Origin of the sequence: Nostoc cf. commune SO-36 (genome assembly GCF_023734775.1) — a bacterium.
Classification (GTDB): Bacteria; Cyanobacteriota; Cyanobacteriia; order Cyanobacteriales; family Nostocaceae; genus Nostoc; species Nostoc commune_A.
The window spans coordinates 17,774-40,919 of sequence record NZ_AP025733.1; the positions used below are offsets into that span (position 1 = coordinate 17,774).

Here is a 23,146-nt window from a genome sequence, read left to right on the forward strand (position 1 = left end):
AAGCGCGAGTAATATACCAGAGAAATACTTTCTTACAAATTACAAAATACAGAGAGTGGAGCGTAAATGAAAGCCATAGTCACAGTTGTTGAAAAAATCACATCGGAAGCTCACATTAATATTCCTGACGGTTTAGCAGTAACAGCAATTAGCCAGCACATTGTAGACCGCTACAACAGTGGCGAAATGCAAGCAGATTTGAACATTTTTCACGTTGATTTTGAATCTATCAGCGCTCATATTGGTTCAAAAACTTATATTACTTGGCATCAAGGCAATCCTTGTGATCACCGTGCGTATTACTTCTGCAAACTGGGAAGATTTACTTTGACTCTGTTAACTGATACAGAACAAAACTTGACTCGTACAGAAGCTTATTTAGGCAATTTTAAGCAACTTATTTACACATCGGAAAAAGAGGTATCCAAAGAATTGGCAACAGTCGAACTCCAAAATTTCTTATCTGGACTCGCTGTTGAACTTCAGACTTTAAGCCACATTGAATTTAATGAGGATTCAGTATGAATGCCACACAATTGCTAACACCACAATCACATACAAGTGCATCTACAGCAGAAACTGTTGGTAGACATCCACTGAACTTTTACGAGTCTCCATCGTGGTTTACTACAGAACTACTACGTCACGTTAGGTTGTCAGGTGTCATTGGTGAGCCGTGTGTGGGGCATGGAGCGATCGCATCTTTACTCAGAGTGTGGCCCTACACCAAGCAAATGTGGACGAACGATATTGATCCACATAAAGCGGCTGATTACCATCTGGATGCAACACTATCCGAGTCATGGTCTAAATTTCCTGATTGCGATTGGATCTGTACTAACCCACCATACGCGGAATTTGCTGCACCAATCATCAGAAATGCTTACCAGAAAGCGCATGTGGGTGTTGCCGCTTTTTTACTTACCAGCTTTCTTGAACCTTGCGATGACCGGGCTGATTTCTTACAGCAGCACCCGCCGTCACTTGTCTTAATCATGCCGCGCTTCTGCTTTCGGAAAGACAAACGGGGTACTCGTTGGGCTACTGATAACGTTACAATCTCGTGCTTTGTGTGGGACAAACGCGCAACAGGGCAGCGCATTATCGTGCGTCCCAAACCAGAAATTATTGGGTTTTACAAAAATCCAGAACAGGCTATTTCACAAGAACGGGCTATTGAAATCGTTCGGGCAATCGCCAAAGGAGAATTATGAAACAGATGTCGCTTTTTGATGAACCAACTGCTGTTTTACCAGTCAGTTATTATCCAGATTTCTTGAGCAAGCATGAAGCAGACGAACTTTACCAACATTGCCAAGAACTGCAATGGCAGCAAAACCAAATCAGGATGTTAGGTAAAACTATGCCTGTTCCGCGTCTGGAGTGTATTTATGGGGACGAAGACTGTGATTACCTCTACTCCAAGAGCGTACTGCTTAAGCCATTACCTTGGACTTCATCGCTAGTCCAACTGCGAGATAGAATTACTGCGGCTACTGGTTACAGCTTCCGTATTGTCATTGGTAATCAGTACAGAAGCGGACAAGACTCGATAGGGTGGCATAACGACAGTGAAGCTTCAATGGGGTTAAATCCAGCGATCGCCTCTGTCAGTCTGGGTTCAATGAGGAAATTCCAAATCAAGCCCATTGGGGGTAAGCCTACTGACTTTTGGTTGGAACACGGGAGTCTGCTGGTGATGCTTCCAGGTTGCCAATCAACACATCTGCATCAAGTTCCGAAGACCAATAAGGTCGTTAGTACACGGATTAATCTAACTTTTCGACCGCACGTTGGAGGTAAAAGATGACCTCAAGTTATCGCTATTGCTGAGGTTTATATCCAAAATTATTAATATTCAAGGAGGATTCTATGGGATTTCGTAATGGTAAACCCTCTAAACAGTTTACTGCAATTCCCAACAGTTTAATTCGCGATCACAACGTTACTGATTCAACATTTAGGTTAATTTCTTGGGTAGCTTCTCACGATGAAAACTTTGATATTAATTTTACGGTAATCGAAAAACATTTGGGGTATAAACGAGACAAAATCCGTAATGCTATCAAAAACGCTGAACAAAATGACTATTTAGTGAGAGTTCAAGAGAACAATCCGAACAATGGTAAGTTTGACTGGCAATATTACATTTTTACCAGCAAAGAAGACACAAAGTTATTTCGAGAAAATCATTCATCCATAGGTGGGTCATCCGTAAGTGGGTCATCCATAGGTGGGTCATCCATAGATGGGTCATCCATAGGTGGGTCATCCACCCCTCATATAAAAAAACAATTAGAAGAAAATAAATTAGAAGAAAAACACATACAAGAAGCACCCCCAACTCAGAACGCACTTCCCGCCCAAGAATCGTGTGTGTGTGAAACTGAACAACTAAACCTTGAAAAACCAACTCCAGAAAAACCAAGTCTAGAAGAACCAACTCCAGAAGAACCAACCCCAAAACAACTCACTTCGTTGTCAAAAAATTCCGAGTCTTCGCAACAAACCGATAACCCCTCTTGTAGACCAACTATTGCGGTCGGGTCGTTCGATAAAAACGAACAATCGAACAACCCGAAACAACCAAAATTCCAGTCGATTGAAGATTTGATTGACATGGTTTTAGTAGATCCAAGCATCATGGCAACTGACTCATTGCCTACCGTGTACAGAACAGAAATCAAAATGCGTAATTGGCGCTTCCCCTGGCGTACTGCTACCAGGGACAAGATTTACCAAACCTGCGATCGCCGACTGGTGGAGTTGATAGCTAAACACAGAGCTAAGTGGAGTGAGAGTGAATCTTGGCAAGAGAAAATCCCCACAGTTCTCAAGTCAATTGGTAACTTAGAAGGCTCCAAAGCCGGACTAGAAGAATTACTGGGCTATTGGTCACAAATTTCTGAACCAGAAGCCACATCATCACTAACAAAACAACAAAAACCAGATGAAAAACGACCCATCGGCTATTTCGCTAACCGTTCTCTTGATTGGCATAAGTCCACCTTCAGCGAGTTTTTAGATCGTGTCGATGAAGTTGGCAAGGACAAAGCTTGCGCTTCTTTTAGTACCCGCTATGACCAGCAATTTCCAGGTGCAACGGACAAATGGCTGGAGTGGATAAAGTTCACACATCCCTCCATGTATCTCTATTTACATCAAAATGCTGCGTAAAAATAATTTGCAATTTATCTTCCTCTCCAGGTAGTCATGACACAAAACAAACTGAACTTTTCATCCGAACAAGACCGCTTACCACCTCAGAACATTGAGGCAGAAGAAGCTATACTCGGCGGTATTATGCTTGACCCGGAAGCAATCAGCAGAATAGTAGATCGCTTAATCCCCGAAGCATTTTACATTTCCTCCCACAAAGACATTTACCAAGCTGCGCTGCGGCTCCATACACAAAACAGACCTACAGATTTATTATCTGTAACCAGTTGGCTAACTGACAATGGGCTTTTGTTTCGTGTTGGTGGTCGAGATAAACTGGCTACACTCATTGACCGTACAGTTTCAGCCATCAACATCGACGCTCTGGCAGAATTGGTAATGGAAAAATACCACCGCCGACAATTAATCAAGGCGGCAAACGAGATTCTACATCTCGGCTATGAAACTGAAACTGAATTACCACAGGTTCTTGACGCTGCTGAACAAAAAGTTTTCAGTGTCACACAACAGCGCTCTCATGATGACCTGATTCATATTTCTGACTGTTTGGTTGACGCTTACCAAGAAATCGAGTCGCGCCACGCCGGTACATCTAGTCCCGCCATTTCTACTGGATTCTATGATTTGGATGGTTTACTCGGTGGTGGCTTTCGCCCCAAACGCCTGTATATACTCGCTGCTCGTCCATCTGTCGGTAAGTCCGCCCTTGCTGGTAACTTAGCTCTTAATGTCGCTCAATCCCAAAGATTACCTGTAGCTATCTTCAGTTTGGAAATGAGCCGCGAAGAATATGTGCAGAGATTCTTGTCAAGTGAATCCGGCATTGAGAACAGTTTACTCGAAACGGGGCGGCTCTCTAACAATCAGTGGCAACCCCTGAGTCAAGCGGTAGCACAACTTTCCGAACAAGGGATTTTTATCAATGATAATTCCTGCCCCACAATGAATGAAATTCGTAGTCAAGTCCGAAAAATCTCAGCCACACATGGCGGTGTCGGACTCGTTATCGTAGATTATTTACAGTTGATGGCTGAGGGTACTGATTCAAGAATGAACATGACCCAGAGAGTCGGTCAAATCAGCCGAGGACTGAAAAAATTAGCTAAGGATCTTGATGTTCCAGTCCTAGCCTTGTCTCAGTTAAGCCGGGAAGTCGAACACCGTAATGATAAACGCCCTATATTGAGTGATCTTCGAGACAGTGGGGCGGTGGAACAGGACAGTGATGTTGTGATTATGCTTTACCGTGATGAGATTCATAATCCCAATTCCCCTGACCGTGGCATTTCCGAGTTAATTGTCCGCAAGCAGAGAAATGGCCCTACTGGTACAGTCAAGCTGCTATTTGATAACCAGTTTACCAAGTTTAAAAACTTAGTGCGTCATCGGCAGTTTTAAGTATATGAGAATACATCGCTGTAATTTGATGGATCTCAATTGGGCATACTACTGCCGCCATTTCGGTCACGCAGGTATTCCCAAATTCGCACTCCAGTATCAATTTTAACTTTACACAGCTTGGGACTATCGCCACAATCTGCAATGGTCTAAAGTCACAACCACATCCGGCGATCGCTGCATTAGACCTGTGCGTTCAACTATTGGAGTTTTAAAACAGATGAAAGCGCTATCCGTTCGCCAACCCTGGGCTTATGCCATCATTCACTCCACCAAAAACATAGAAAACCGAGGCTGGCCTATCAATTATCGCGGCGATATTCTGATTCACGCTGCGAAAACCTGCACAAAAAAAGCGTACTTTGAGGCGAAAGAATTTTGTCAAGATATGGGGGTAATAATACCAGAATTAATCTCTTTACGTCGCGGACAAATCATTGGCATTGTCACAATAGTTGATTGCCAGTTTTCACCGGTTGCGTCTGGCTGGGGAATGCCTGAGCAATACCACTGGAAGTTGGAGAATCCACGCGAGATTACACCGATTCCTTACATTGGGCGGTTGGGGATTTTTGAAGTGCCGGATGATTTGGTCATGGAGGTGGCTGCATGACTAAATCAGTACTACTTGAGTTATCTGCAACACCCGAAAAATTCTTAGAGAAAGGGGGCAAAGCCTTACAGGGGGAATCAGTCGGTTGTCTTTATCAGTACCTCGAAACTAAAAAACTACTTGATGGGGAGACTGTTTCTTATCCCCGTGTGATTGGTGAACGTGACCCGAATAATCCCTTTCATTGGCGATGGGCATTCAATTGGAAAGAGAAGATAAACGGGGCATGGAAAGGCAAAAGTATAGGTTCAATTCCCCCTGGCACTGTGACAATGATTCGGACACTGCAACAAGAGAGGGCAACGCGAGAGAATATCATCGCTTTTATCAAAAAAGCGAAAACCAAAAAGCCATCACCAAAATTAGATGTCTGCACAAATTTTGAGAACACAAAAATAAAACCAGTTCTGCCAAATAATGCCCCGATCGCTGTAGTACTTTTCGCGGGTGGCGGCGGGATAGAAGCGGGGATGGTTGAAGCCGGGATTCGTCCAGTCATTGCAGTGGAGTTCGACCCCACAAAACCAGAACTGAGCCGCGCGATCGCTCTCAACCATCACTGCAACTTTAGTGAGTGCGGCTGTAGAGTCGTCCAGCTAACAGTTCAAGAAGTAGCGCGGTTAGGATTTGCAGGTTTTCCCCGCCGCCCTGATTACCTCCACGCCTCCCCGGTGTGCGCCAACTTTAGCCAAGCCCATACAGCGAAAGCGGGTAAGGGTGAGGAAACGGCTGATGATCTGACGGCGGCGATCGCGGTAGCAGAAGCCATCCGACAGTTACAGCCACGGGTGTTCACGCTCGAAAATGTGCCGCGCTATCAGAACAGTCAGAGTTTCGCTGCTATTTTGGAAACTCTCGAAAGTTATAGATACTTGATTAATTATAGCGTGGTCAACATGGCTGACTTTGGGTTGCCCCAGGCGCGGCGGCGGTTAGTTCTGGTTGCCAGTAGGGGTTTTCAGGTTGCCCTACCAACAGAGAGTAAATCCTGTGGTTGGTACGAGGCGATCGCCCATCTCATCCCCGCAATGGCTGATTCACACCTGCTGCCCAAACAGCAACAAGCTTTGGAGAAATTTTTAGCAGGAAATGCGCCCACACCTCTGCTGATTGAAAGGGTTGGAGGACGTTCACAGTCCAAGTACAAACCTGGGCATTTACCCTGCAATACCATACTGCGATCGCATTTCACAGATCACAAGGGCTGCAACCGGAGCAAATTCGCTGATATCTGGTTGCCGGATGGTACGGTCAAATCTTTGTCTATCCAAGGGGCAGCCATTTTACAGGGTTTCCCTAGCTGGTACGAATTCCCGCCCGAAACTGCTACGGCGGGGTCAATTATCGGGTATTCCGTGCCTCCCAGTTTTGCAAGTCAATTATTGATGTCGGCACAAAGTTATAGCTATGTAGGCAATAGCTAAAGCTCTACTCCTTCATCAATCCAAGCATCAAAGGATATTCGCGGTTTTGGACTGTCCGTATGTCAACAATGGGTCATAGGGACGAAATGCGGGGAGCCTTCGTATCGCTCAAATGACCTAATAAGCGCTACCTTATCAGTAGTTTTTTCTCTTATAGCAGCTTCATCAGTGAGAGGATGTGAAGCTGGTCTCAATTAGACGCTGTTGCGATCGCTCAATGTTTGCGGAGTAAATTCATCCAATTTCTGTTCCAACTCTTCAATTCGAGCCAAAAGGGGAGCCATCATAGCTTCAACCTCGGTAGCAGAATAGCGGATAGGAATATGCTGAGAACAATTCTCACTCAAAGCTTCGACATGAAATAGAATAGCTCGCTCAACTTTTGCTGGATAGCCAGGGATGCGAAGTCGCTCAATTAAAGCACTATCCCCTTCAACATATTCTGCCTTACCCCAAACTTTGATACGTCTGCGTTGGCGGTAATCCATCAGGAACAGAAATGCTTTTGCTTCTCCTTCAAGGTTGCCTACGGTAATGTACTGCACATTCCCAGAAAAATCGGCGAATCCCAGGGTTTTCTCATTCAACACTTTCAGAAAACCGGGCGCTCCCCCTCGAAACTGGATATAGGGATAGCCATTAGAACTGACCGTTCCCAAATAAAACCCATCCAGATGAGCAATAAATTCCGCAATTTCTAGGGTAATTGAGTCATTAGCAGGGCCATTGGCAATATAGCGTTCATAGGTTTGCCGCGACCCCCCGTTGTGACTGCGCGGCTTCAACTCCAGGAGTAAAAGCAATTTCTCCAAATTTACGTGGCATAGGGCGCTCCTAAATTCTAGCAGGTTCTTCAATGCCAATTATTCTAATAAAACCGGGGAGATACTTGAGCCGTTCAATCCAAGCTCGAACATGAAAATAGGGTTTAGAGAAATCTTGCCACTGAAAGAAATGCGCTCACACGATTGCGATGAATGTGTGAACGCCTGAGCAAATTCTGCGAAATGTTTTCAGATCACGATAAAATCTGCACTTGTGAGGTCATGTCTCACTCCATCCAGGATAGCTAGTGTTTGGTCTTCAAACCCAATTAGCGTTCGGTTTCCCCTTGAATAGATAGATAACTCACCGAATTTTAGACCATCAGCCAGACCAAGGAGATCCTTGCCAAGGTGGAAGTCAATAATCGTGTCAGTACCTTCACCAGCAGCTACGACGAAGGTATCACGACCTTTATTGCCCGAAATGCGATCACTACCTAGACCACCTCTGAGAATGTCATCGCCACCACCACCCCAAATGCGATCGCTACCTAGACCACCTCTGATAACATCATCGCCACCATCACCCCAAAGGCGGTCATTCCCATCACCACCAAAGATTTGATCATTACCTAAGCCACCAATAACCGAGTCATTACCAGAACGAGCATAAATCTTCTCATCAGCATTGGTGCCAACGAGTCTATCTGAATTTTTAGTGCCAAAAAGGATTTTCTGCTCCTTACCACCTTCAATAAAAAACTGTGCTTGCTCCCAAACACTCAAACCAACTTTTTGTCCTACAATCTGACCGTTAAGATTTCCTTCATCAAAATGAATCCCACCGTAGATGCGAGAGTCACCAGCCTCAATTGCGGCCTCGGAAAAAGTATCCCACCTCAAGGTAACGGCTTTTTCAGGTGTAATACCAGGTTCAAAGCGAGACAGCCCAGGTTGAAAGGTGACGTTGCCACCAAAGTAGTCTGAATCTGTGAATAGCTCAAGAATTGTTGAACCTGCACCACTAAATCCACTGTGACCGGAAGTATATTCTTGAAAAGGTGGTGATGGATTGCTGCCAGGGAGTTGATAGGCCACAAAGTCGGTTGCCAAAATTGTCTGAGTTCCTTGCCCTGGTTTCCAAGCCTCAATGGCATAACCTCCTAGTTCTTTGTTGAATTCCCCAATCAGTCCTAGTTCGCCTAGAGAACGGATTACCCGCACTGGACGAGCATAGTCGTAGAATCTTTTAGCTTCCCAAGTTGCAACTCCTGCATCAAAAACGCCATTTCCTAAAGTAAAGAAGAGTTTAGCATCATCATCAAGAGTATGATTATCCCGCGCCGACACGTATTGCCCAAAGGTCATCCAGGAACCGGCGGGGAAGGAACTACCAATTTGGTCTTCCCAGAATTCCGCAATCAGCTTTTGCTTGTCGGTGAGATTGGCGCTGACATTAACTACTTTTTCTGCTTGGGCAATAAATTTAGGATTGATGACTGTTCCGATTAAATCTTTAGTGATGGGAAGTACTTGCCCATTTTTGAGAGTAATTGTCTTTGCTTGCAGATTTACTTGTCCATCGACTAAAAGAAAGGGTTGGGGTGCGGGGGGTCGAAATTGCTTGTTGCTTTCCAAACTGAAGGAGGTTACACCACTCCAGTTGGCACCTAGAACCTGTTGAACTCTCCCTTGTCCTGGGAGGGCATCAATCGGTATTGTTTCTGGCGTCCAACGCTCTATGTTGATGACATTGCCTGGAGAGTTAACGGGCTTGTAGCCAGTGATATCAGAGTAGGGAACGCCAAGTACACCTTTAGGATTGTTTCCAAGTTGGTTAGAACCATCTTCACGACGAAATTTTAATAACGCTTCGGCAGAAACATTGCCAATTCCAGCAGCTTTAGTCGTGTCAGTAGTTGTATCGTTAGGGTTAAAGCCAAGTTTGCCCATCAATTCGTCAAAAATGCTCACTTGGCTCGGAAATAAATCTTTCAAAGTCCGATAAGCTGCAAAGCTCATCGCTTCCTTTTTATTAGCTTCTGTATTTTCGGCTTGGGGACGTTGTAATTGGTCTTTGAGTTGGGTAGCAATTGCGGTTGGGTCATAAGCAGCCCAAGCATCAAACATACTCGTATGCACCATAGAATAGACGCGATCGGCTATGGTGGGGCCGACAATGGCATTACTTACAGCTTGTTGAGCAACTTTATCCCACAACACAGAAATAGTAGGTGTTGGGTCATTAACTGTAACTCCTTGAAGTATGGGATCGAGAATTAGTTCAACAGAGGGGTTTTGATTAGGTGTGTTTAGCATTACAGTAAAAATTGATTAGATGGTATTTACTTAACTCTCTTCTAAGAAACCAGATTTTCTGAGGGCTGAGGAATAAGCTCAAAACCAAAAGCCTGGGCTTTCTTGTGGAGGTTATTAACCATTCGCTCTCGGTAACGCTGCTCATAATAATCCATGCCAGGATCAGTATAATCGCCTCCAGATGTCCAAAGTTTGTAAAAAATCCGCGCAATCTTATGAGCAGTAGCAGTAATAGCTTTAGGAGAGCCAAGTCGAGCGCCAAAAACAGTGAAAGCCTTGATTTACTGTAGGTGTAATTCATGAATTGCACCTACAGTGTATAGCCTTGCGTAAGTCCTAAGCTTAGTTAAGAACTTGTTCAGGTTCAGGCAATACGTCTGAATCTGAAAATAAGCCTATTTGGGTCAAAAATTTTGCAGTGCTTGCTATTAATTTTATGTTGAATTGTTGACGCACTGGATGCGAGAGCAACTCTTTTCGCATCTTACCTGGCTCATCAATTCCGGCATCAACAAATATCTCCCGTCGATAAAGCTTTTGCACAGAAAGTTCCATAAAACCTTTAACAGCAGACTCAATCTCCAAAATTCGCTCCTTTGGATACTTATTTAGCAACTCTTGACAGATTAAATTAACATACTGACGGCCATATTTAATATGTCTGCCTTCGTCTAAGTGGTGAAGCCAATTTATCTCTTGAATAAACTTCGGCAACATCTTATCTTGACCCATTTTTCGATTATAAAAATCGACAATTTCTTCAAATATCAGGGTGCGAACGAAGAACATAAAGTTGGCTATATCAGCTTCTGGCAAACTAACCATTGCCAAACCTCGATCGGGGTAAATTTTACCCGCGTATTGCAAGCAAAATTTAGAAAAATACCACATATGTTCATTTTCTTCTGCAATTAAATGATGCAAATATTCTGATAAAACCTCAAATCCTGGTGTATGCAACCGATTTGCTGTCCCTGCTAATAATTCGCGGATACCAGTTACATTCAAACTGCAAAAATTGATAAATTCCCACTTGCTTATTTCAATTAATTGTTCTTCAGAAAGCTCTTGCTCAAACCGAGTTGCATGAATCGACATCAGACTCGGTGACATCCATAATTTGCCGCTCTCTATACTATCCGGCCAAACAATTTCTTTGAATGGGTCATAAGTATCAGAGTTCGTTAGATTAATGAGCGTAAGGAGAGTTTTCTCAAATTCGGATTTATCTTTGATCAAGACTGATTTATTCACAATTTTTGCTCCTGAATTAAAGCTTATTTTTTGCTTTTGAATTATCATTTGGAAGAGTCGAAAGTTGTCTTAGTGGAATTTGTGTTAGGAAATGCTGCGCCGGCTGGGAATGTCATAATGTTGCGGTTATTTGTTTGCAACTTACCATCCGGTTGTAGGACATCGGTGATATGAGCAAATGCCCATCCATGCCCCCATTCTGGATGATATACATCAAACGGGGCTATTAATGTTCCATTGCCATTTCGTTCTAAAGGAAACCCACTATTTTGGAGGACAGGTTGCCGCGATTCGTAATGAATGATAATTTCCTTGGGTTGCTTATAAGTTTGAGGAGCTACCTGAATATTGAATTCGCCAAAAGCGGCGATCGCACCTTTGGATGCGTGCCAACCACTAAATTCTCCACCAAGCTCAACACCATCAGGAGCGATCGCAATCAACTGAAATCCACCATCGCGTGCAACCCATCCTTGCGGTGGCACATAAGCGTTTGATTTATTGTATACGCGGTACTCCCATCGAGGGTCTAGCATGAAAGGAACCATGATGACGCGCCCAGTATATTCAGCACTATCAGGATTAATCCCAAAGCGTTTTACAAAGAAACTTACAGCTTTTTGCCGATATTGGGCTATCTGTGCATCGTTCCAACCCATGATTTTATGTGAAAAAAAGTTGAAGTCAGGAGGCGTGAAATATGGGTCTTTCGGATCGTAAACACCGTTAGCCATCAGTACTAAGTAATTTGTGTGAGCGATCGGAGGACTATATAAGCTGTTATTCGGTTGCTTGTTTCCCATATATGGATACGCGAATCCAGCTATGGATGTAGTCAATACAATGCTGAATACAAAGAATGCTACTAGCAGATTAGTTTTTATTTTTTTTGGCTTCATAATGTACCACTTATTAGATGTCTGGTGAAAATAATCAAAGCCTGGATTTAAGAGATAAATGCAATCCTCATAAATTAGCTAATATGTCCAATAAAATCAGGCTTTTAGATATTTTTCGTTGCTAATTAGGCAAAAATCAGGGCTGATTCATCTACCACAAAACTGTAAAATCAAGTACTTAGCTTACTTTTACCTTTGTTTTCAAATGTTCTAAAATTAGGTGTGTCACTTCACTTACTAACGGATATTTTAGAAGTGAATAATGATTTCCCTCAATTTCACGAAATGAAGTTGTTTTTGGTAGTAGGGAACGCCATATCTGCATAGACTCACTAGCGACACGCTCTTGCACATTTTGGGTTGCCATTACAAGCAAGCAGGAAACATCTTCTTTCATTGGTGATGCTTGATAGTTATACAGGGCGTGGATATTAGAGTGGAAGACATTAAAAATAGGGCGTAAATCCTCCATCTTCCCAAATGAGATCAAACCCATCTCTTGCGCCTCTTGTAATGCTTCAAATAGTACATTGTTATCGGACTCTTTTTGTTTTATGCAACTAAGTTTTAACGTTTGTTCTACTTCAGCCAGATCGGATATAAACCAAGAGACAATTTCTGCGAATTCGGGAATCTTGCGCTGTAAAGGTGCAGGACTATCAATTAAAACTAGACTTTCTACCTGAATACCCTGCTGAATTAAGTGTTGAGCTGCAACGTAAGCAATAACTCCACCCATTGACCATCCACCTAAATGATATGGCCCTGATGGTTGGACAGCACGTATTTCATTTAGATAGAGATCAAGCATTTCAGGTATCGAATTCATTAAATTTTGTTGACTTACAGGCTGTGCCTGAACGCCAAATAAATGTAGATGTGATGACAATAGTTGTCCCATATCTCTGTAACACAAGACTCCTCCACCAGATGGGTGAAACCAAAATGTTTTTGGACTAGGTTCTCGACCAGCAATTGAAATTAGAAACGACCACCGATTCGACGAATTATTGTAATATTGTTCATCAATTAATTTGGAAATTTTTTCTAATGTTGGATGTTGCAGAAGCGCGGTTACTGGAATCTCGACCCCAAAGGTATTATTAATAGCAATGGTTAGGCGTGCTGCTGCAAAAGAGTTTCCACCTATGTTGAAAAAATCATCTTCGGCAACAGGTGTGTCTATCTCCAGAATCTCTGACCATAATCTGGCCATTGTAGATTCTGTTTGAGTTAGAGACCGAGTACTAACTTGAGCTTTTTTAATATCAATTGGTATTGGCAATGCTTTGCGATCAATCTTTCCTGTTGCACCAAGGGGAAGTTGTTCGAGAAAGATAAATTTTGCCGGAACCATATACTCAGGTAAAAATGCAGCGACGTGTTGATGTAGCTCTTGCAAGCTGGGTGTTGCTTCATCTTTGGAGACGATATATGCGGCTAAGTAAGCGTCTTGTGTCTGATATCCGATAACTTTTGCGATCGCATTTGCCACACTAGGATGCTGCTGTAATATGCTCTCTATCTCGCCTAGCTCAATTCGGTGCCCTCGCACCTTTACTTGTCCATCTTCCCTCCCCAAAAAGTCAATATAACCGATTTTGCGCCGTATTCCCCAGTCCCCAGTTCGATAAATTCGCTTTTTCAAAACTGGATGGAATACGTATGATTGTGCTGTTTTTTGGGAATCCAACCAGTATCCTTGTGCTACGCCAACACCACCTATGTACAATTCACCTGGAACGTTATTAGGGCGCGGTTGCATTCTCTGATCAAGTACATAAAACTCTTGATTAGTTAGGGGATATCCATAAGGTATGCTTTTCCAATTTGCGTCTACTTCATTAATGTCATAATATATTGACCAAATAGAGCCTTCGGTTGCACCACCAAGACTTACTATCTTTGCGGAAAACAACTGCTTAATTTTTTCCGGTAATTTAATAGGAATCCAATCGCCGCTCATCATAAACAGCCTAAACGACAGTTTGTGCGATCGCGGATTGATTTCAAAATCCTCTACTAGTAGCTGAACTAATGCCGGAACTGAATTCCAAACAGTTACATTATGTTCTGCACACAATCTTGCACATAAAGCAGGTTCCAGATTTGCCCCTGGTGGAGGAATAATAAGCGTCGCACCAGCAGCTATACTTCCAAATATATCATATACTGATAAATCAAAACTCAGTTCAGAAATACCAAATATTACATCATTGGAGCCAATATTAAAACGATGATTTATATCATCTATAGTATTAACTACTCCCAGATGGTTAAGCATGACTCCTTTTGATTCACCAGTTGAACCAGAGGTAAAAATTACATAGGCCAGATCGTTTGAAGACTGAATCCGGGGTAAATTTTCAGATTCCGTAACTAAGTTATCAGTAAGATCGACTGCGATTTTTTCGAAGCTACTGATACATTTATCATTCAAGTGAGCCTCAGATGTTAATACTATTTTGCACCCACAACGTTCTAATATATTTAACTTTCGATTTTCGGGAAAGGCAGGGTCGATAGGTACATAAGCAGCACCGGCGGCGATAATAGACTGCACCGCAATAACCTGTTCCCAACCTTTTGAGGCATATACTGCAATTAATTCGTTGGGCTTGACATTGCATCGCTGACGTAATGTCCAGGCGATTCGGTTAGAAATATAAGTTGCCTCACCATAACTTATTGTTCTGCGAGAGTCGATGAGCAAAGGTTTATTTGGTAATAGCTTTGCTTGGCTGTAAAGATATTCATGCAAACATCGATCTGACAAAGAAGTCTTTGGTTCGTTATATTCTGAATGCTGTGTTTTTTCTTCTTTCGACCTAAAATCAAAATAAGATGTGTTCCAGACGCTTTCATCTTCGGTAAATTTGGATACTAATGATATATATGCGTTGAACATATCGTCAACGACTCCCTCTGCAAACGCTAAATCCATAGCATCCCAAATTAAGGAAACACCACCATCAGGTCTACTAATAGCTTGATGGTCTAAAAGAACTTGAGGTGTTTCAAGACCACTGAAAACCATATTATCGTTTTCAAGCTGAAATAATGTCGGTATAATTTTATTTTCATGTTCGTTCAGCATACTGACAAATGCCACTGGGCTTGCAGCATGAAATGCTGAACCCTCATGACGATTCCGCTCTTGAAGAATATCTAAACCACAGACCATTGAATGAGCAAGATCGCGGAATATTTGACGGTGTATCTCGACTGCTTGTTGTACAAATGTTTTCATACTTAAAGGGAACCTATATTAATTTATCAGTATCAAATAGATAGCTTTACGCGAATTCCTATGAAATCTTTACAAAAGTATACAACTTGCATTCAGCAGGTTTGAAAAGGGGCCGTGTCGGAAAGCGTCTTGCTAAAAGAGATACTGTAGGCATTAATCTAGATGTTAGTTAATCATTATACTAGTGAAAAGTTGTGGAACTTAGAAAAACCAGTTATTCCACAACGTAGTCGGTTGTTCCCTTTAGAACCTATTGGCATTGGTACAATCTACGTAGAAAGCTTGAGCGGGTATGTAGCTCGTCTTGCTGAACATCATTTTACTACTACCGAACAATTAATTTTGTCTCAGGTTCTTCCCTTGATGGGGCAAAAAATGTCTCGGACAAGTCCCATAGACATCATTAATAATTTTTTTGGAATTCACCACTCTTTAGCAGCTGCAAATGAAATCAGAGGTATTTTTGCTACAACTCTAATTCAGGTTCTTGAAGAGTTAACTTTACGTCGAGATTTAGCTAATTTGTCACCCCTAAAGTGGGCAAGTTTGACCTTTGAGTTTAGTTTTCTGCGCTTGTATCAAGCTTGGTGTCCATTGTGTTACACCAGTTGGCGTACCTAGTAGTCTGCCAAGGTAACTTTGCTAGGTTAAATTTGGATATAAACGCTGCATTTTGCGACGAGCATCTTTGGTTTGAAAACCCCAATAAACGCTGGCTTTTTGTTGATTACGTTGTTTCTCCCAAGCGGCAATTTCAGAAGTTAATGTTTCTGCATTAGGAATACGCCGTTCTAAACATTGGCGAGATAAAACAGATAATTCGATTTCTACTTGATTCAGCCAAGAAGCGTGTTTAGGAGTATAGTGAAACTCTAACTTTTGAATAATTCGGCGTGCTTCTTCTGGTTGAAAAACTTCGTATAACGCACTTGGGGTATGAATATTAAGGTTATCTACTACTAAAAGAAGCACATCAGCATCTCGGTAATCAACATCTACTAACTTTTTCATTTGAAGAGCAAAGTCTACTTTTGTGCGACGCTGTGTAACTTCAATATGCCGCCAGCCTGCTAAGGGTTGAAAACACGCGAATAAATTTACTGTCCCGTTACGTTTATACTCGAAATCATAACGTTCAGGTTGCTCTGGCTCTGGTGGTAAAGGAAGTCGGTTCTTGCGTTACTTTTATGGTGATTGACGATTTATCGTGACAGAACCCTTACTAGGCAAGGATTATAAAGGATCATGGAATTATTCTGAATAAAATCCTTATAGGATAAGGCTTTCAACGATCTTGAACCGTATTCTCCATAAAAATAACCGAAGAACCAGGAAGTCTTACTTCTTCTACTAATTGATATGGGCGTTCATCAAAGCAGAGTACGGGGCGTTTAGGATCGTAAGGCTCATTGTACAAATCCAGTACATCTTCCATTCGGAAAACATATTCAGCATTTACTTCAGGAATACACCACTGTTCTTTCAACCAAGGTTTAATTTCGTTTTTTTTAAAGTCTGACGTACTGTTTCATCTGAAATTGAATCTATGATACCAACGTTCACTAAATGATCTGCTAATAATTGCATTGTCCAACGTACTCTTCCAACTGGTGGATTAGAACAAGCAGTTGCAATCAAAAATGCTTCTTGTTTTCCATCTAACTTTTTAGGTTTTGGTGGATGAACTTCATCCTTTAAAGCAAAATCTAACCCCCCAACGACAAATTTTTCTCGTATACGTTGCACTGTCGCAACATGCGCTCTAACTATGCCAGCGATCGCTTGATCCGTTTCTCCTTCAGAAGCCATTAGAAGAATGTTTGCACGGGTTATGGTTCTTGCTTTGTGCTTACCTTTTTTTATTATCGATTGCAATTGAGAAACTTCATCTTCATCCAAGTCAACAATGTACTTTTTCGCCATGTTACACCTCGTTTTTGGCTATTTTACTAATTAGAGGTTTTACTTAGCAAAGTTCCCTTGGCAGACTACTAGGAGGGCATCAAATGCTCAAATATGACATATAAAGGATGCAGAAAACATCAAATTTTGGTAATTTATTGTGCCTGAAAACTGCATAAATATCAACTTAATAACTGATTAATAACTGAGAGGATGTTTGAAAAGTCTGTAGTAGTGTCAATACCTTCGCCAATTTAGAGGGTGAGATGATGATGCTTTAACCATTAACTCCCATTTCTCTGATGCTTGGCAAAAACAATCAGTCCTAAAAATTCCTGTGATTAATAATCACAGCCAACTACTTTTCAAACAACCTCTGAAGTTAAGTTACTGAACAAATCGATTTAGGTAGGTAAAAATTATGGCAAATATCATTGGAACCAACGGTAATGATACTCTAATGGGCAGCGACAGCGCGGACACGATCAATGGTAAAGCAGGTAACGACCTTTTGAGAAGTGGTGCAGGAAATGATACTCTCATTGGTGGTGCTGGTGACGATACCTTGAGTGCTAGCGATTCATCAGGCAATAAGTTACTGAATGGGGGCGATGGCAATGATTCTCTCTCTGTCTCTAAATCCCCTCCCGAACCACAGGACTACTTCCAGGAACAACGTGACAAAAACACCCTCAACGGTGGTGTAGGTGACGATACCTTGAATGCTAGCAATTCATCAGCTGATAACCTGCTTTCTGGGGGCGATGGCAATGATTCTCTTTTTGCCTCTGGCGCTTTTGGTAATAATACCCTTAACGGTGGTAATGGCGATGATATCTTTACAGATGGCGATGGCAAGGATATCTTCATAGGTGGCGGTGGCAAGGATAAATTTGTTTACACCTCTTTCTCCTACAACAATAATAATATCACTGATTTCGGTGGCGTAGGAAAAGGAACAAACCCGACAGCAGCAGTCATTGCCGAAGTGGACACCCTAACATTTCAACGTGCAGGCTTCACTGCCAAAAATCTACTGTTGACCCAGAATGGCAAGAATCTGGAAATCAGCTTTTCTGGGGTGTATGGGCCTAACAAACTCATCCTGGAAAACTTTGCCCTGGAAAACCTGGAAAACTTGAGCAAATCTACAGGAGCCGCTGTAGACTTGGGCAATATTTTGTTTAATGGGCAAACTACCATCACAGACAGCTTTGATGTCTTCAATGCCAACTCCACTCAAAGCACTATCTTCAACTTGAACACTGTTACTTTTCTTAATGACCTCGACAATAATGTTAAGGGCTTTGACAACTCAGATGATGTCATCAATGGTCAGGGGGGTGATGACATCATTGATGGCAAGAGTGGCAACGACCTTTTGAGGGGTAGCGCGGGCAATAATACTCTCAACGGTGGTGCTGGTAATGATACCTTGAACGTTGACTCTTTACTAGGCGATAATTTGCTCTCTGGGGGCGATGGCAATGATTTTCTCTTTGCCTCTGGCTACCAGTATGAGTCCGGCTCGTTCTACGGCCCACAAAAAGATGACCTTCTTTTGTTAGGTAATAATACCCTCAATGGTGGTGCAGGGAAAGATACCTTGAGTGCTAGTGGTTCAAAAGGCGATAACCTGCTCTCTGGGGGCGATGGCAATGATTTTCTTGACATCTCTGGCTATGAGTATAGAGGTAGCGGATACTACTTCTCCTCTTCCAGCAACTCTGTCTCATCTGGTAATAACACCCTCAACGGTGGCGCTAGTGACGATACCTTGCGTGCTGGCGGTTCAAGAGGCGATAACCTGCTCTCTGGGGGCGATGGCAATGATTTTCTTGACATCTCTGGCTATGAGAATCAAGCTAGCGACTTCTACTACGACTATCGCTCCTTAGGCAATAACACCCTTAACGGTGGCGCTGGTAATGATTCCTTGGATGCTAGGGGTTCGACAGGCGATAACCTACTCTCTGGGGGCGATGGTAATGATTCCTTCTATCTAAACTTCTTATCCGAACCTTCTGCCGCCTCTGATTTAATTACACAAACGGTAGATGGGGGTAAGGGTGACGATGTGTTGTCCGTCATTTTTAACTATTATGCTACCGGAGGAATCACAACCACATTCAATGCCACTACTAACATTGCCTCAATGACGGCGGGCACGAATAGCGTTACCTACAAGAATATCGAACAATTAAATATCTCAGGTACAGAGTACAATGACAACATTGTGGGGAGCAATGGCAACGATACGCTTTCTACGGGCTATGGTGGTAAAGATACGATGGATGGGGGTAAGGGTGACGATTTGTTGTCCGTCGATTACGACACCTATTATGTTACCGGAGGAATCGCAACCACATTCAATGCCACTACTAACATTGGCTCAATTACGGCAGGCACGAATAGCGTTACCTACAAGAATATCGAACGATTAAATATTTCAGGTACACAGTACGATGATTTTATTGTGGGGAACGGTGGCAACGATACCCTCTCCACAGGCGGTAGTGGCAATGATACGATAGATGGCGGTAAGGGTGACGATGTGTTGTCCGGCAATTACAGGTTTGCTAGCGGAGGAATCACAACCACATTCAATGCCACTACTAACATTGGCTCAATTACGGCGGGCACGAATAGCGTTACCTACAAGAATATCGAACGATTAAATATTTCAGGTTCACAGTACGATGACAACATTGTAGGGAACGATGGCAACGATACGCTCTCCGGGAACAATGATGATTCCAATGGTGGTAGCAGTGGCAATGATACGATAGATGGGGGTAAGGGTGAAGATTTGTACTCCGTCAATTTTAACGGTGCTAACGGAGGAATCACAACGACATTCAATGCCACTACTAACATTGGCTCAATGACGGCGGGCACGAATAGCGTTAGCTACAAGAATATCGAACGATTAAATATCTCAGGTACAGAGTACAATGACAATATTGTGGGGAGCAATGGCAACGATACGCTCTTTGGGGGGTATAGTAACTATGACAATGATACCATTATTGGCGGTGCAGGTAATGATAGCTTGAGTGCTGCTGTCTATTCAGGCAATAACCTACTCTCTGGAGATGACGGTAATGATATCCTCAGAGGTGGCCGGGGTAATGATAGTCTCTATGGAGGAACTGGTACTGATACCTTTGTTTTCAATAGTTACTATGGAAGTGTTGATACTATTTATGACTTCAACGCCACCAATGAACTAATTCAGGTATCGGCTGCTGGTTTTGATGAGGAGTTATCATTAGCTAGTCAGTTTACCGGAACATCTGCAAGGTTATCAATAGGTTCACTTTTTGCTAATCAGTTTACAATCGGAACATCTGCAACGACAAGTAATCAACGATTTATCTATGACAATATTACGGGCGCATTGTACTTTGATGCAGATGGTAGTGCAAGTGAATTTACTCAGGTAAAATTTGCACAACTTTTGGGCAATGTGACACTAACCAAAAACAACTTTGTGGTCGTTTAATTGTGATTAGCGTTCTAAGTAGGCGGGACTAATTAAATATAAGACCTATGTAGGTTGGGTTTAGGCACGAAACCTAACATCCGTAGGGGTTACGCTATCGCTAACCCATCCTACGTTTGATTTCCCCCACCTACTTAGGACTTACGCATGTGTCACAAAAAATAAAAGTTTTTTGTTTGTAGTGAGGACTTCAGCCCTTATCTTGAGTTGTTAAACTGAATATCACACCAATTTTGGCAATTGGGAACCCACATCCTGATTTTTGAGTGTTAGGTTGAGGATATTCTTTTTGGTTCTCTACTGTGTCTGGCATAGATACAGTAGAGCCATCTATTACTTTTACGTTTCGACCACACCATAAATTTTCTTGGTTCACTTTCTCTTCTAAGCTTTGTGCTGAATGATTGAAAAGTTTTTCTAATAACTTTTCTGGGAATCTCGCCCTAGCTTGACAGTAAGCACTCGTATCTGATGTTCGCGGAGCGTCTCGAAGAGAAGGAATTTCTACATCTGAATCTGCTAAATGAGCAATTATTTTACTCACAGCATTATGACAAGTTTTATCACTATCCAAAACTTGCGACAAAAATGCCCACAAAGTAATAAATGGGTCAAATAATCGCTTTTTATATTTAATACCAATTTGAAAAAAGAATGCGACAAATGGTAAATGTAGGATAGGTATAATTCAAGGTGGGCAATGGCAGGGGTAGTGAATATCGATATCGAAGAAAGCGTCGAGGAGCTAGAGGGGTTAGTTCGGCAACAGAAAAATGCTCGACTCAAAGAACGCTTACAAGCACTCTATCTGATTAAAGCCCAAGGCATGAACGTATGTGCGATCGCTAAAATATTGGGAAAACATCGGGGTACAATACATCGATGGTTGGCAGATTATCGAAAACGAGGAATCGAGGCAGTTGTTGAATTTGGGACGAGTTCAGGTCGAACAAGGGTAATACCAGATTGGGCAGTATCGAGTCTGAAAAAACAACTCGAACAAGCAGAAAGTGGGTTTCAACGGTATACACAAATTCAACAGTGGTTAGATTCGACCTTAGGTGTGCAAGCCGAGTACGCAACTGTACATTATTTGACTCGTTACAGGCTCAAAGCAAAGTTAAAAGTACCACGTCCATGCAACCGAAAACAGGACAAAGAGAAACTTGAGGCTTTTAAAAAAACCTTGGTCACGACCTTCAACTAATTAGCCAATATGCTGCCATCGTTTTACCACAATATAAAAATCGGGGGCAGCGATAGGGGAATCTTGAGCTTTTGCGATCGCCATTGCAACCGTGTTTTGAGGGAGCAGTACAGGCTAAAAATGAGCAAACTATAAATTTTATTTTAAAGATTTGATGAACTTCAGCACAAACACTAGTTTTTTTTGCTATGTAGAGTATTTTCATTGTAGTGCAAAAAGGTATTCACATTTATTCAGTACCTAACATGAGCTAAATCTTAGGATTTAGTTTGTTCGCTCAGAAGCATTACAACTATGTCTAAAAAAAATATTTTCAACAAGATTACTACCGCTCTGGCCACTAGTACCGCCCTTTCTCTGGCGTTCATGGTAGATTTACCTAAAGCTAAAGCATTTTCCCTAATTCAGGAAGATTTGTTTTTTGGACGTAATATTGCCGGAGGTCAAGAGGTATCCCAGAAAGAGTTTCAGGCTTTTGTTAATGGTGTAATTACCCCTCGTTTCCCAAGTGGTCTAACAATTTTTGATGCCAATGGGCAATTTCAACATAGTACAGGAAAACTCATCGAAGAACCTGCCAAAGTTGTTACCCTTTTCCGAGAAAACACTCCAACAAACGAAGTTTCTATCAGCGAGATTGTTAGGGCATACCGTAAGCAGTTCAATCAGGAAAGTGTTTTGCAAGTGGCAAACTTTGACGAGCTTGCAGTTAGCTTCGATTTAGGTGAGGATTTATTTAACAATAGTTCAGTTCCAAAGCTCATCCAAACGGATTTATTTTTTGGGCGTAACATTCCTGGGGACGGCGAAGTATCTCAGAGCGAGTTTCAAGCGTTTGTTGACAGTGTGATTACCCCTCGTTTCCCAAGTGGTCTAACAATTTTTGATGCCAATGGGCAATTTCAAGACAGTACCGGAATCATTATTGAAGAACCCTCAAAGGTTATCAGCCTTATCTTTGAAGATACTCTGGATAACGAAACTTCTATTAACCAAATTATTGAAGCTTACCTTCAACAGTTTAGTCAAGAAAGCGTCTTGACAGTTGTTGATGAAGATATCCGTGTGCGTTTTGTAGAGTCTGAGCCTGTTCCAGAACCTTCTTCTGTTACTGGAGCGCTTCTATTTAGCACTTTGATCGTCGCTTGCAGATTGAAAAAGAAAGAGCATAAGCATCGGTAAGAGATTAAGATAAAGCACCTTTATCAATCAGTTAAAATACCCAATTTTTTATTAATCAATACCTTTGCCAATTTACGAGGGTTCAACGCCTGTGGAAACGTTATGAATACGTCCTAAAGAAGTAAGCTTGGCAAAAATCTGGGTTAGTAAAATAGGCTCAGGCATTTCCGGAAGCATTTTTAAGATTTCACGAACATAACTTGAATTTAAGTCATCGGTAAATAAACGTTAAAGCATAGCCTTCAAACT

Annotated in this window: 18 protein-coding genes and 3 pseudogenes; 11 read left to right on the forward strand and 10 right to left on the reverse strand. The window is 42.2% G+C overall.

Annotated features, from left to right (window positions below):
- The first annotated feature begins 66 nt into the window (after positions 1 to 66).
- The 7 genes from ANSO36C_RS30780 (at position 67) to ANSO36C_RS30810 (ending at position 6,615) form a co-directional block, all read left to right on the forward strand.
- Positions 67 to 525, forward strand: a complete 459-nt coding sequence (locus tag ANSO36C_RS30780; protein WP_251960649.1) for a hypothetical protein — start codon at positions 67 to 69, stop codon at positions 523 to 525.
- Positions 522 to 1,214, forward strand: a complete 693-nt coding sequence (locus ANSO36C_RS30785) for a hypothetical protein (protein ID WP_251960650.1) — start codon at positions 522 to 524, stop codon at positions 1,212 to 1,214. Before ANSO36C_RS30780 ends, ANSO36C_RS30785 begins: the two co-directional genes overlap by 4 nt.
- A complete protein-coding gene (locus tag ANSO36C_RS30790; protein ID WP_251960651.1) occupies positions 1,211 to 1,810 on the forward strand; it encodes an alpha-ketoglutarate-dependent dioxygenase AlkB family protein in 600 nt (199 codons plus the stop codon). Before ANSO36C_RS30785 ends, ANSO36C_RS30790 begins: the two co-directional genes overlap by 4 nt.
- Positions 1,811 to 1,872: 62 nt before the next feature.
- Positions 1,873 to 3,177 (forward strand): helix-turn-helix domain-containing protein, encoded by a 1,305-nt coding sequence (locus ANSO36C_RS30795; RefSeq protein WP_251960652.1) that lies wholly within the window; start codon positions 1,873 to 1,875, stop codon positions 3,175 to 3,177.
- Between the two features lie 36 nt (positions 3,178 to 3,213).
- On the forward strand, positions 3,214 to 4,578 hold the full coding sequence (dnaB, locus tag ANSO36C_RS30800; RefSeq protein WP_251960653.1) for a replicative DNA helicase: 1,365 nt from the start codon (positions 3,214 to 3,216) through the stop codon (positions 4,576 to 4,578).
- A gap of 220 nt (positions 4,579 to 4,798) precedes the next feature.
- A complete protein-coding gene (locus tag ANSO36C_RS30805; RefSeq protein WP_251960654.1) occupies positions 4,799 to 5,191 on the forward strand; it encodes an ASCH domain-containing protein in 393 nt (130 codons plus the stop codon).
- A complete protein-coding gene (locus ANSO36C_RS30810; protein ID WP_251960655.1) occupies positions 5,188 to 6,615 on the forward strand; it encodes a DNA cytosine methyltransferase in 1,428 nt (475 codons plus the stop codon). Before ANSO36C_RS30805 ends, ANSO36C_RS30810 begins: the two co-directional genes overlap by 4 nt.
- A gap of 194 nt (positions 6,616 to 6,809) precedes the next feature.
- Here ANSO36C_RS30810 and ANSO36C_RS30815 read toward each other — a convergent pair.
- From ANSO36C_RS30815 to ANSO36C_RS30835, 6 genes and pseudogenes are all read right to left on the reverse strand, one after another.
- Positions 6,810 to 7,440, reverse strand: a pseudogene (locus ANSO36C_RS30815) (pyridoxamine 5'-phosphate oxidase family protein).
- Positions 7,441 to 7,628: 188 nt separating this feature from the next.
- Positions 7,629 to 9,698, reverse strand: a complete 2,070-nt coding sequence (locus ANSO36C_RS30820; protein ID WP_251960656.1) for a DUF6851 domain-containing protein — start codon at positions 9,696 to 9,698, stop codon at positions 7,629 to 7,631.
- Between the two features lie 41 nt (positions 9,699 to 9,739).
- A pseudogene (locus ANSO36C_RS35355) lies at positions 9,740 to 9,955 on the reverse strand (IS110 family transposase); the annotation flags it as partial.
- An 85-nt stretch (positions 9,956 to 10,040) separates the two neighbouring features.
- The gene (locus ANSO36C_RS30825; protein ID WP_251960657.1) at positions 10,041 to 11,000 is read right to left on the reverse strand and encodes a diiron oxygenase; all 960 of its coding nucleotides are present in this window, start codon (positions 10,998 to 11,000) and stop codon (positions 10,041 to 10,043) included.
- Positions 10,997 to 11,851 carry a hypothetical protein gene (locus tag ANSO36C_RS30830; protein WP_251960658.1) on the reverse strand — a complete coding sequence of 285 codons (855 nt, stop codon included), beginning with the start codon at positions 11,849 to 11,851 and terminating at the stop codon, positions 10,997 to 10,999. Before ANSO36C_RS30830 ends, ANSO36C_RS30825 begins: the two co-directional genes overlap by 4 nt.
- Positions 11,852 to 12,029: 178 nt before the next feature.
- Positions 12,030 to 15,101: an amino acid adenylation domain-containing protein gene (locus tag ANSO36C_RS30835; RefSeq protein WP_251960659.1), complete on the reverse strand. Its 3,072-nt coding sequence runs from the start codon at positions 15,099 to 15,101 to the stop codon at positions 12,030 to 12,032.
- A gap of 162 nt (positions 15,102 to 15,263) precedes the next feature.
- Between ANSO36C_RS30835 and ANSO36C_RS30840 the strand changes: the two genes are divergently transcribed.
- Positions 15,264 to 15,722 (forward strand): TniQ family protein, encoded by a 459-nt coding sequence (locus ANSO36C_RS30840; RefSeq protein WP_251960660.1) that lies wholly within the window; start codon positions 15,264 to 15,266, stop codon positions 15,720 to 15,722.
- A 21-nt stretch (positions 15,723 to 15,743) separates the two neighbouring features.
- On the opposite strand, the pseudogene ANSO36C_RS30845 reads toward ANSO36C_RS30840, so the two are convergent.
- From ANSO36C_RS30845 to ANSO36C_RS30855, 3 genes and pseudogenes are all read right to left on the reverse strand, one after another.
- A pseudogene (locus ANSO36C_RS30845) lies at positions 15,744 to 16,262 on the reverse strand (IS630 family transposase); the annotation flags it as partial.
- A 124-nt stretch (positions 16,263 to 16,386) separates the two neighbouring features.
- On the reverse strand, positions 16,387 to 16,587 hold the full coding sequence (locus ANSO36C_RS30850) for a hypothetical protein (protein ID WP_251960661.1): 201 nt from the start codon (positions 16,585 to 16,587) through the stop codon (positions 16,387 to 16,389).
- Positions 16,584 to 17,024 (reverse strand): helix-turn-helix domain-containing protein, encoded by a 441-nt coding sequence (locus ANSO36C_RS30855; RefSeq protein ID WP_251960662.1) that lies wholly within the window; start codon positions 17,022 to 17,024, stop codon positions 16,584 to 16,586. Before ANSO36C_RS30855 ends, ANSO36C_RS30850 begins: the two co-directional genes overlap by 4 nt.
- A gap of 400 nt (positions 17,025 to 17,424) precedes the next feature.
- Here ANSO36C_RS30855 and ANSO36C_RS30860 point away from each other — a divergent pair, with 400 nt between their 5' ends.
- Entirely contained in the window at positions 17,425 to 20,508 is a 3,084-nt protein-coding gene (locus ANSO36C_RS30860) for a calcium-binding protein (protein WP_251960663.1), read from the forward strand.
- Between the two features lie 190 nt (positions 20,509 to 20,698).
- Here the strand turns inward: ANSO36C_RS30860 and ANSO36C_RS30865 are convergent, their stop codons facing one another.
- The gene (locus ANSO36C_RS30865) at positions 20,699 to 21,094 is read right to left on the reverse strand and encodes a hypothetical protein (RefSeq protein WP_251960664.1); all 396 of its coding nucleotides are present in this window, start codon (positions 21,092 to 21,094) and stop codon (positions 20,699 to 20,701) included.
- A gap of 114 nt (positions 21,095 to 21,208) precedes the next feature.
- Between ANSO36C_RS30865 and ANSO36C_RS30870 the strand changes: the two genes are divergently transcribed.
- Entirely contained in the window at positions 21,209 to 21,715 is a 507-nt protein-coding gene (locus ANSO36C_RS30870) for a helix-turn-helix domain-containing protein (RefSeq protein ID WP_251960665.1), read from the forward strand.
- 294 nt (positions 21,716 to 22,009) lie between these two features.
- On the forward strand, positions 22,010 to 22,897 hold the full coding sequence (locus ANSO36C_RS30875) for a DUF3574 domain-containing protein (RefSeq protein ID WP_251960666.1): 888 nt from the start codon (positions 22,010 to 22,012) through the stop codon (positions 22,895 to 22,897).
- Positions 22,898 to 23,146 lie beyond the last annotated feature (249 nt).

Excerpts from the sequence above, each read along its gene's own strand:
- ANSO36C_RS30835 (WP_251960659.1), bottom strand. The coding sequence starts at position 15,101 with ATGAAAACATTTGTACAACAAGCAGTCGAGATACACCGTCAAATATTC.
- ANSO36C_RS30780 (WP_251960649.1), top strand. The coding sequence starts at position 67 with ATGAAAGCCATAGTCACAGTTGTTGAAAAAATCACATCGGAAGCTCAC.
- ANSO36C_RS30830 (WP_251960658.1), bottom strand. The coding sequence starts at position 11,851 with ATGAAGCCAAAAAAAATAAAAACTAATCTGCTAGTAGCATTCTTTGTA.
- ANSO36C_RS30840 (WP_251960660.1), top strand. The coding sequence starts at position 15,264 with ATGTTAGTTAATCATTATACTAGTGAAAAGTTGTGGAACTTAGAAAAA.
- ANSO36C_RS30795 (WP_251960652.1), top strand. The coding sequence starts at position 1,873 with ATGGGATTTCGTAATGGTAAACCCTCTAAACAGTTTACTGCAATTCCC.
- ANSO36C_RS30825 (WP_251960657.1), bottom strand. The coding sequence starts at position 11,000 with ATGATAATTCAAAAGCAAAAAATAAGCTTTAATTCAGGAGCAAAAATT.
- ANSO36C_RS30870 (WP_251960665.1), top strand. The coding sequence starts at position 21,209 with ATGGCAGGGGTAGTGAATATCGATATCGAAGAAAGCGTCGAGGAGCTA.
- dnaB (WP_251960653.1), top strand. The coding sequence starts at position 3,214 with ATGACACAAAACAAACTGAACTTTTCATCCGAACAAGACCGCTTACCA.
- ANSO36C_RS30875 (WP_251960666.1), top strand. The coding sequence starts at position 22,010 with ATGTCTAAAAAAAATATTTTCAACAAGATTACTACCGCTCTGGCCACT.
- ANSO36C_RS30855 (WP_251960662.1), bottom strand. The coding sequence starts at position 17,024 with ATGGCGAAAAAGTACATTGTTGACTTGGATGAAGATGAAGTTTCTCAA.
- ANSO36C_RS30805 (WP_251960654.1), top strand. The coding sequence starts at position 4,799 with ATGAAAGCGCTATCCGTTCGCCAACCCTGGGCTTATGCCATCATTCAC.
- ANSO36C_RS30860 (WP_251960663.1), top strand. The coding sequence starts at position 17,425 with ATGGCAAATATCATTGGAACCAACGGTAATGATACTCTAATGGGCAGC.
- ANSO36C_RS30790 (WP_251960651.1), top strand. The coding sequence starts at position 1,211 with ATGAAACAGATGTCGCTTTTTGATGAACCAACTGCTGTTTTACCAGTC.
- ANSO36C_RS30785 (WP_251960650.1), top strand. The coding sequence starts at position 522 with ATGAATGCCACACAATTGCTAACACCACAATCACATACAAGTGCATCT.
- ANSO36C_RS30820 (WP_251960656.1), bottom strand. The coding sequence starts at position 9,698 with ATGCTAAACACACCTAATCAAAACCCCTCTGTTGAACTAATTCTCGAT.
- ANSO36C_RS30810 (WP_251960655.1), top strand. The coding sequence starts at position 5,188 with ATGACTAAATCAGTACTACTTGAGTTATCTGCAACACCCGAAAAATTC.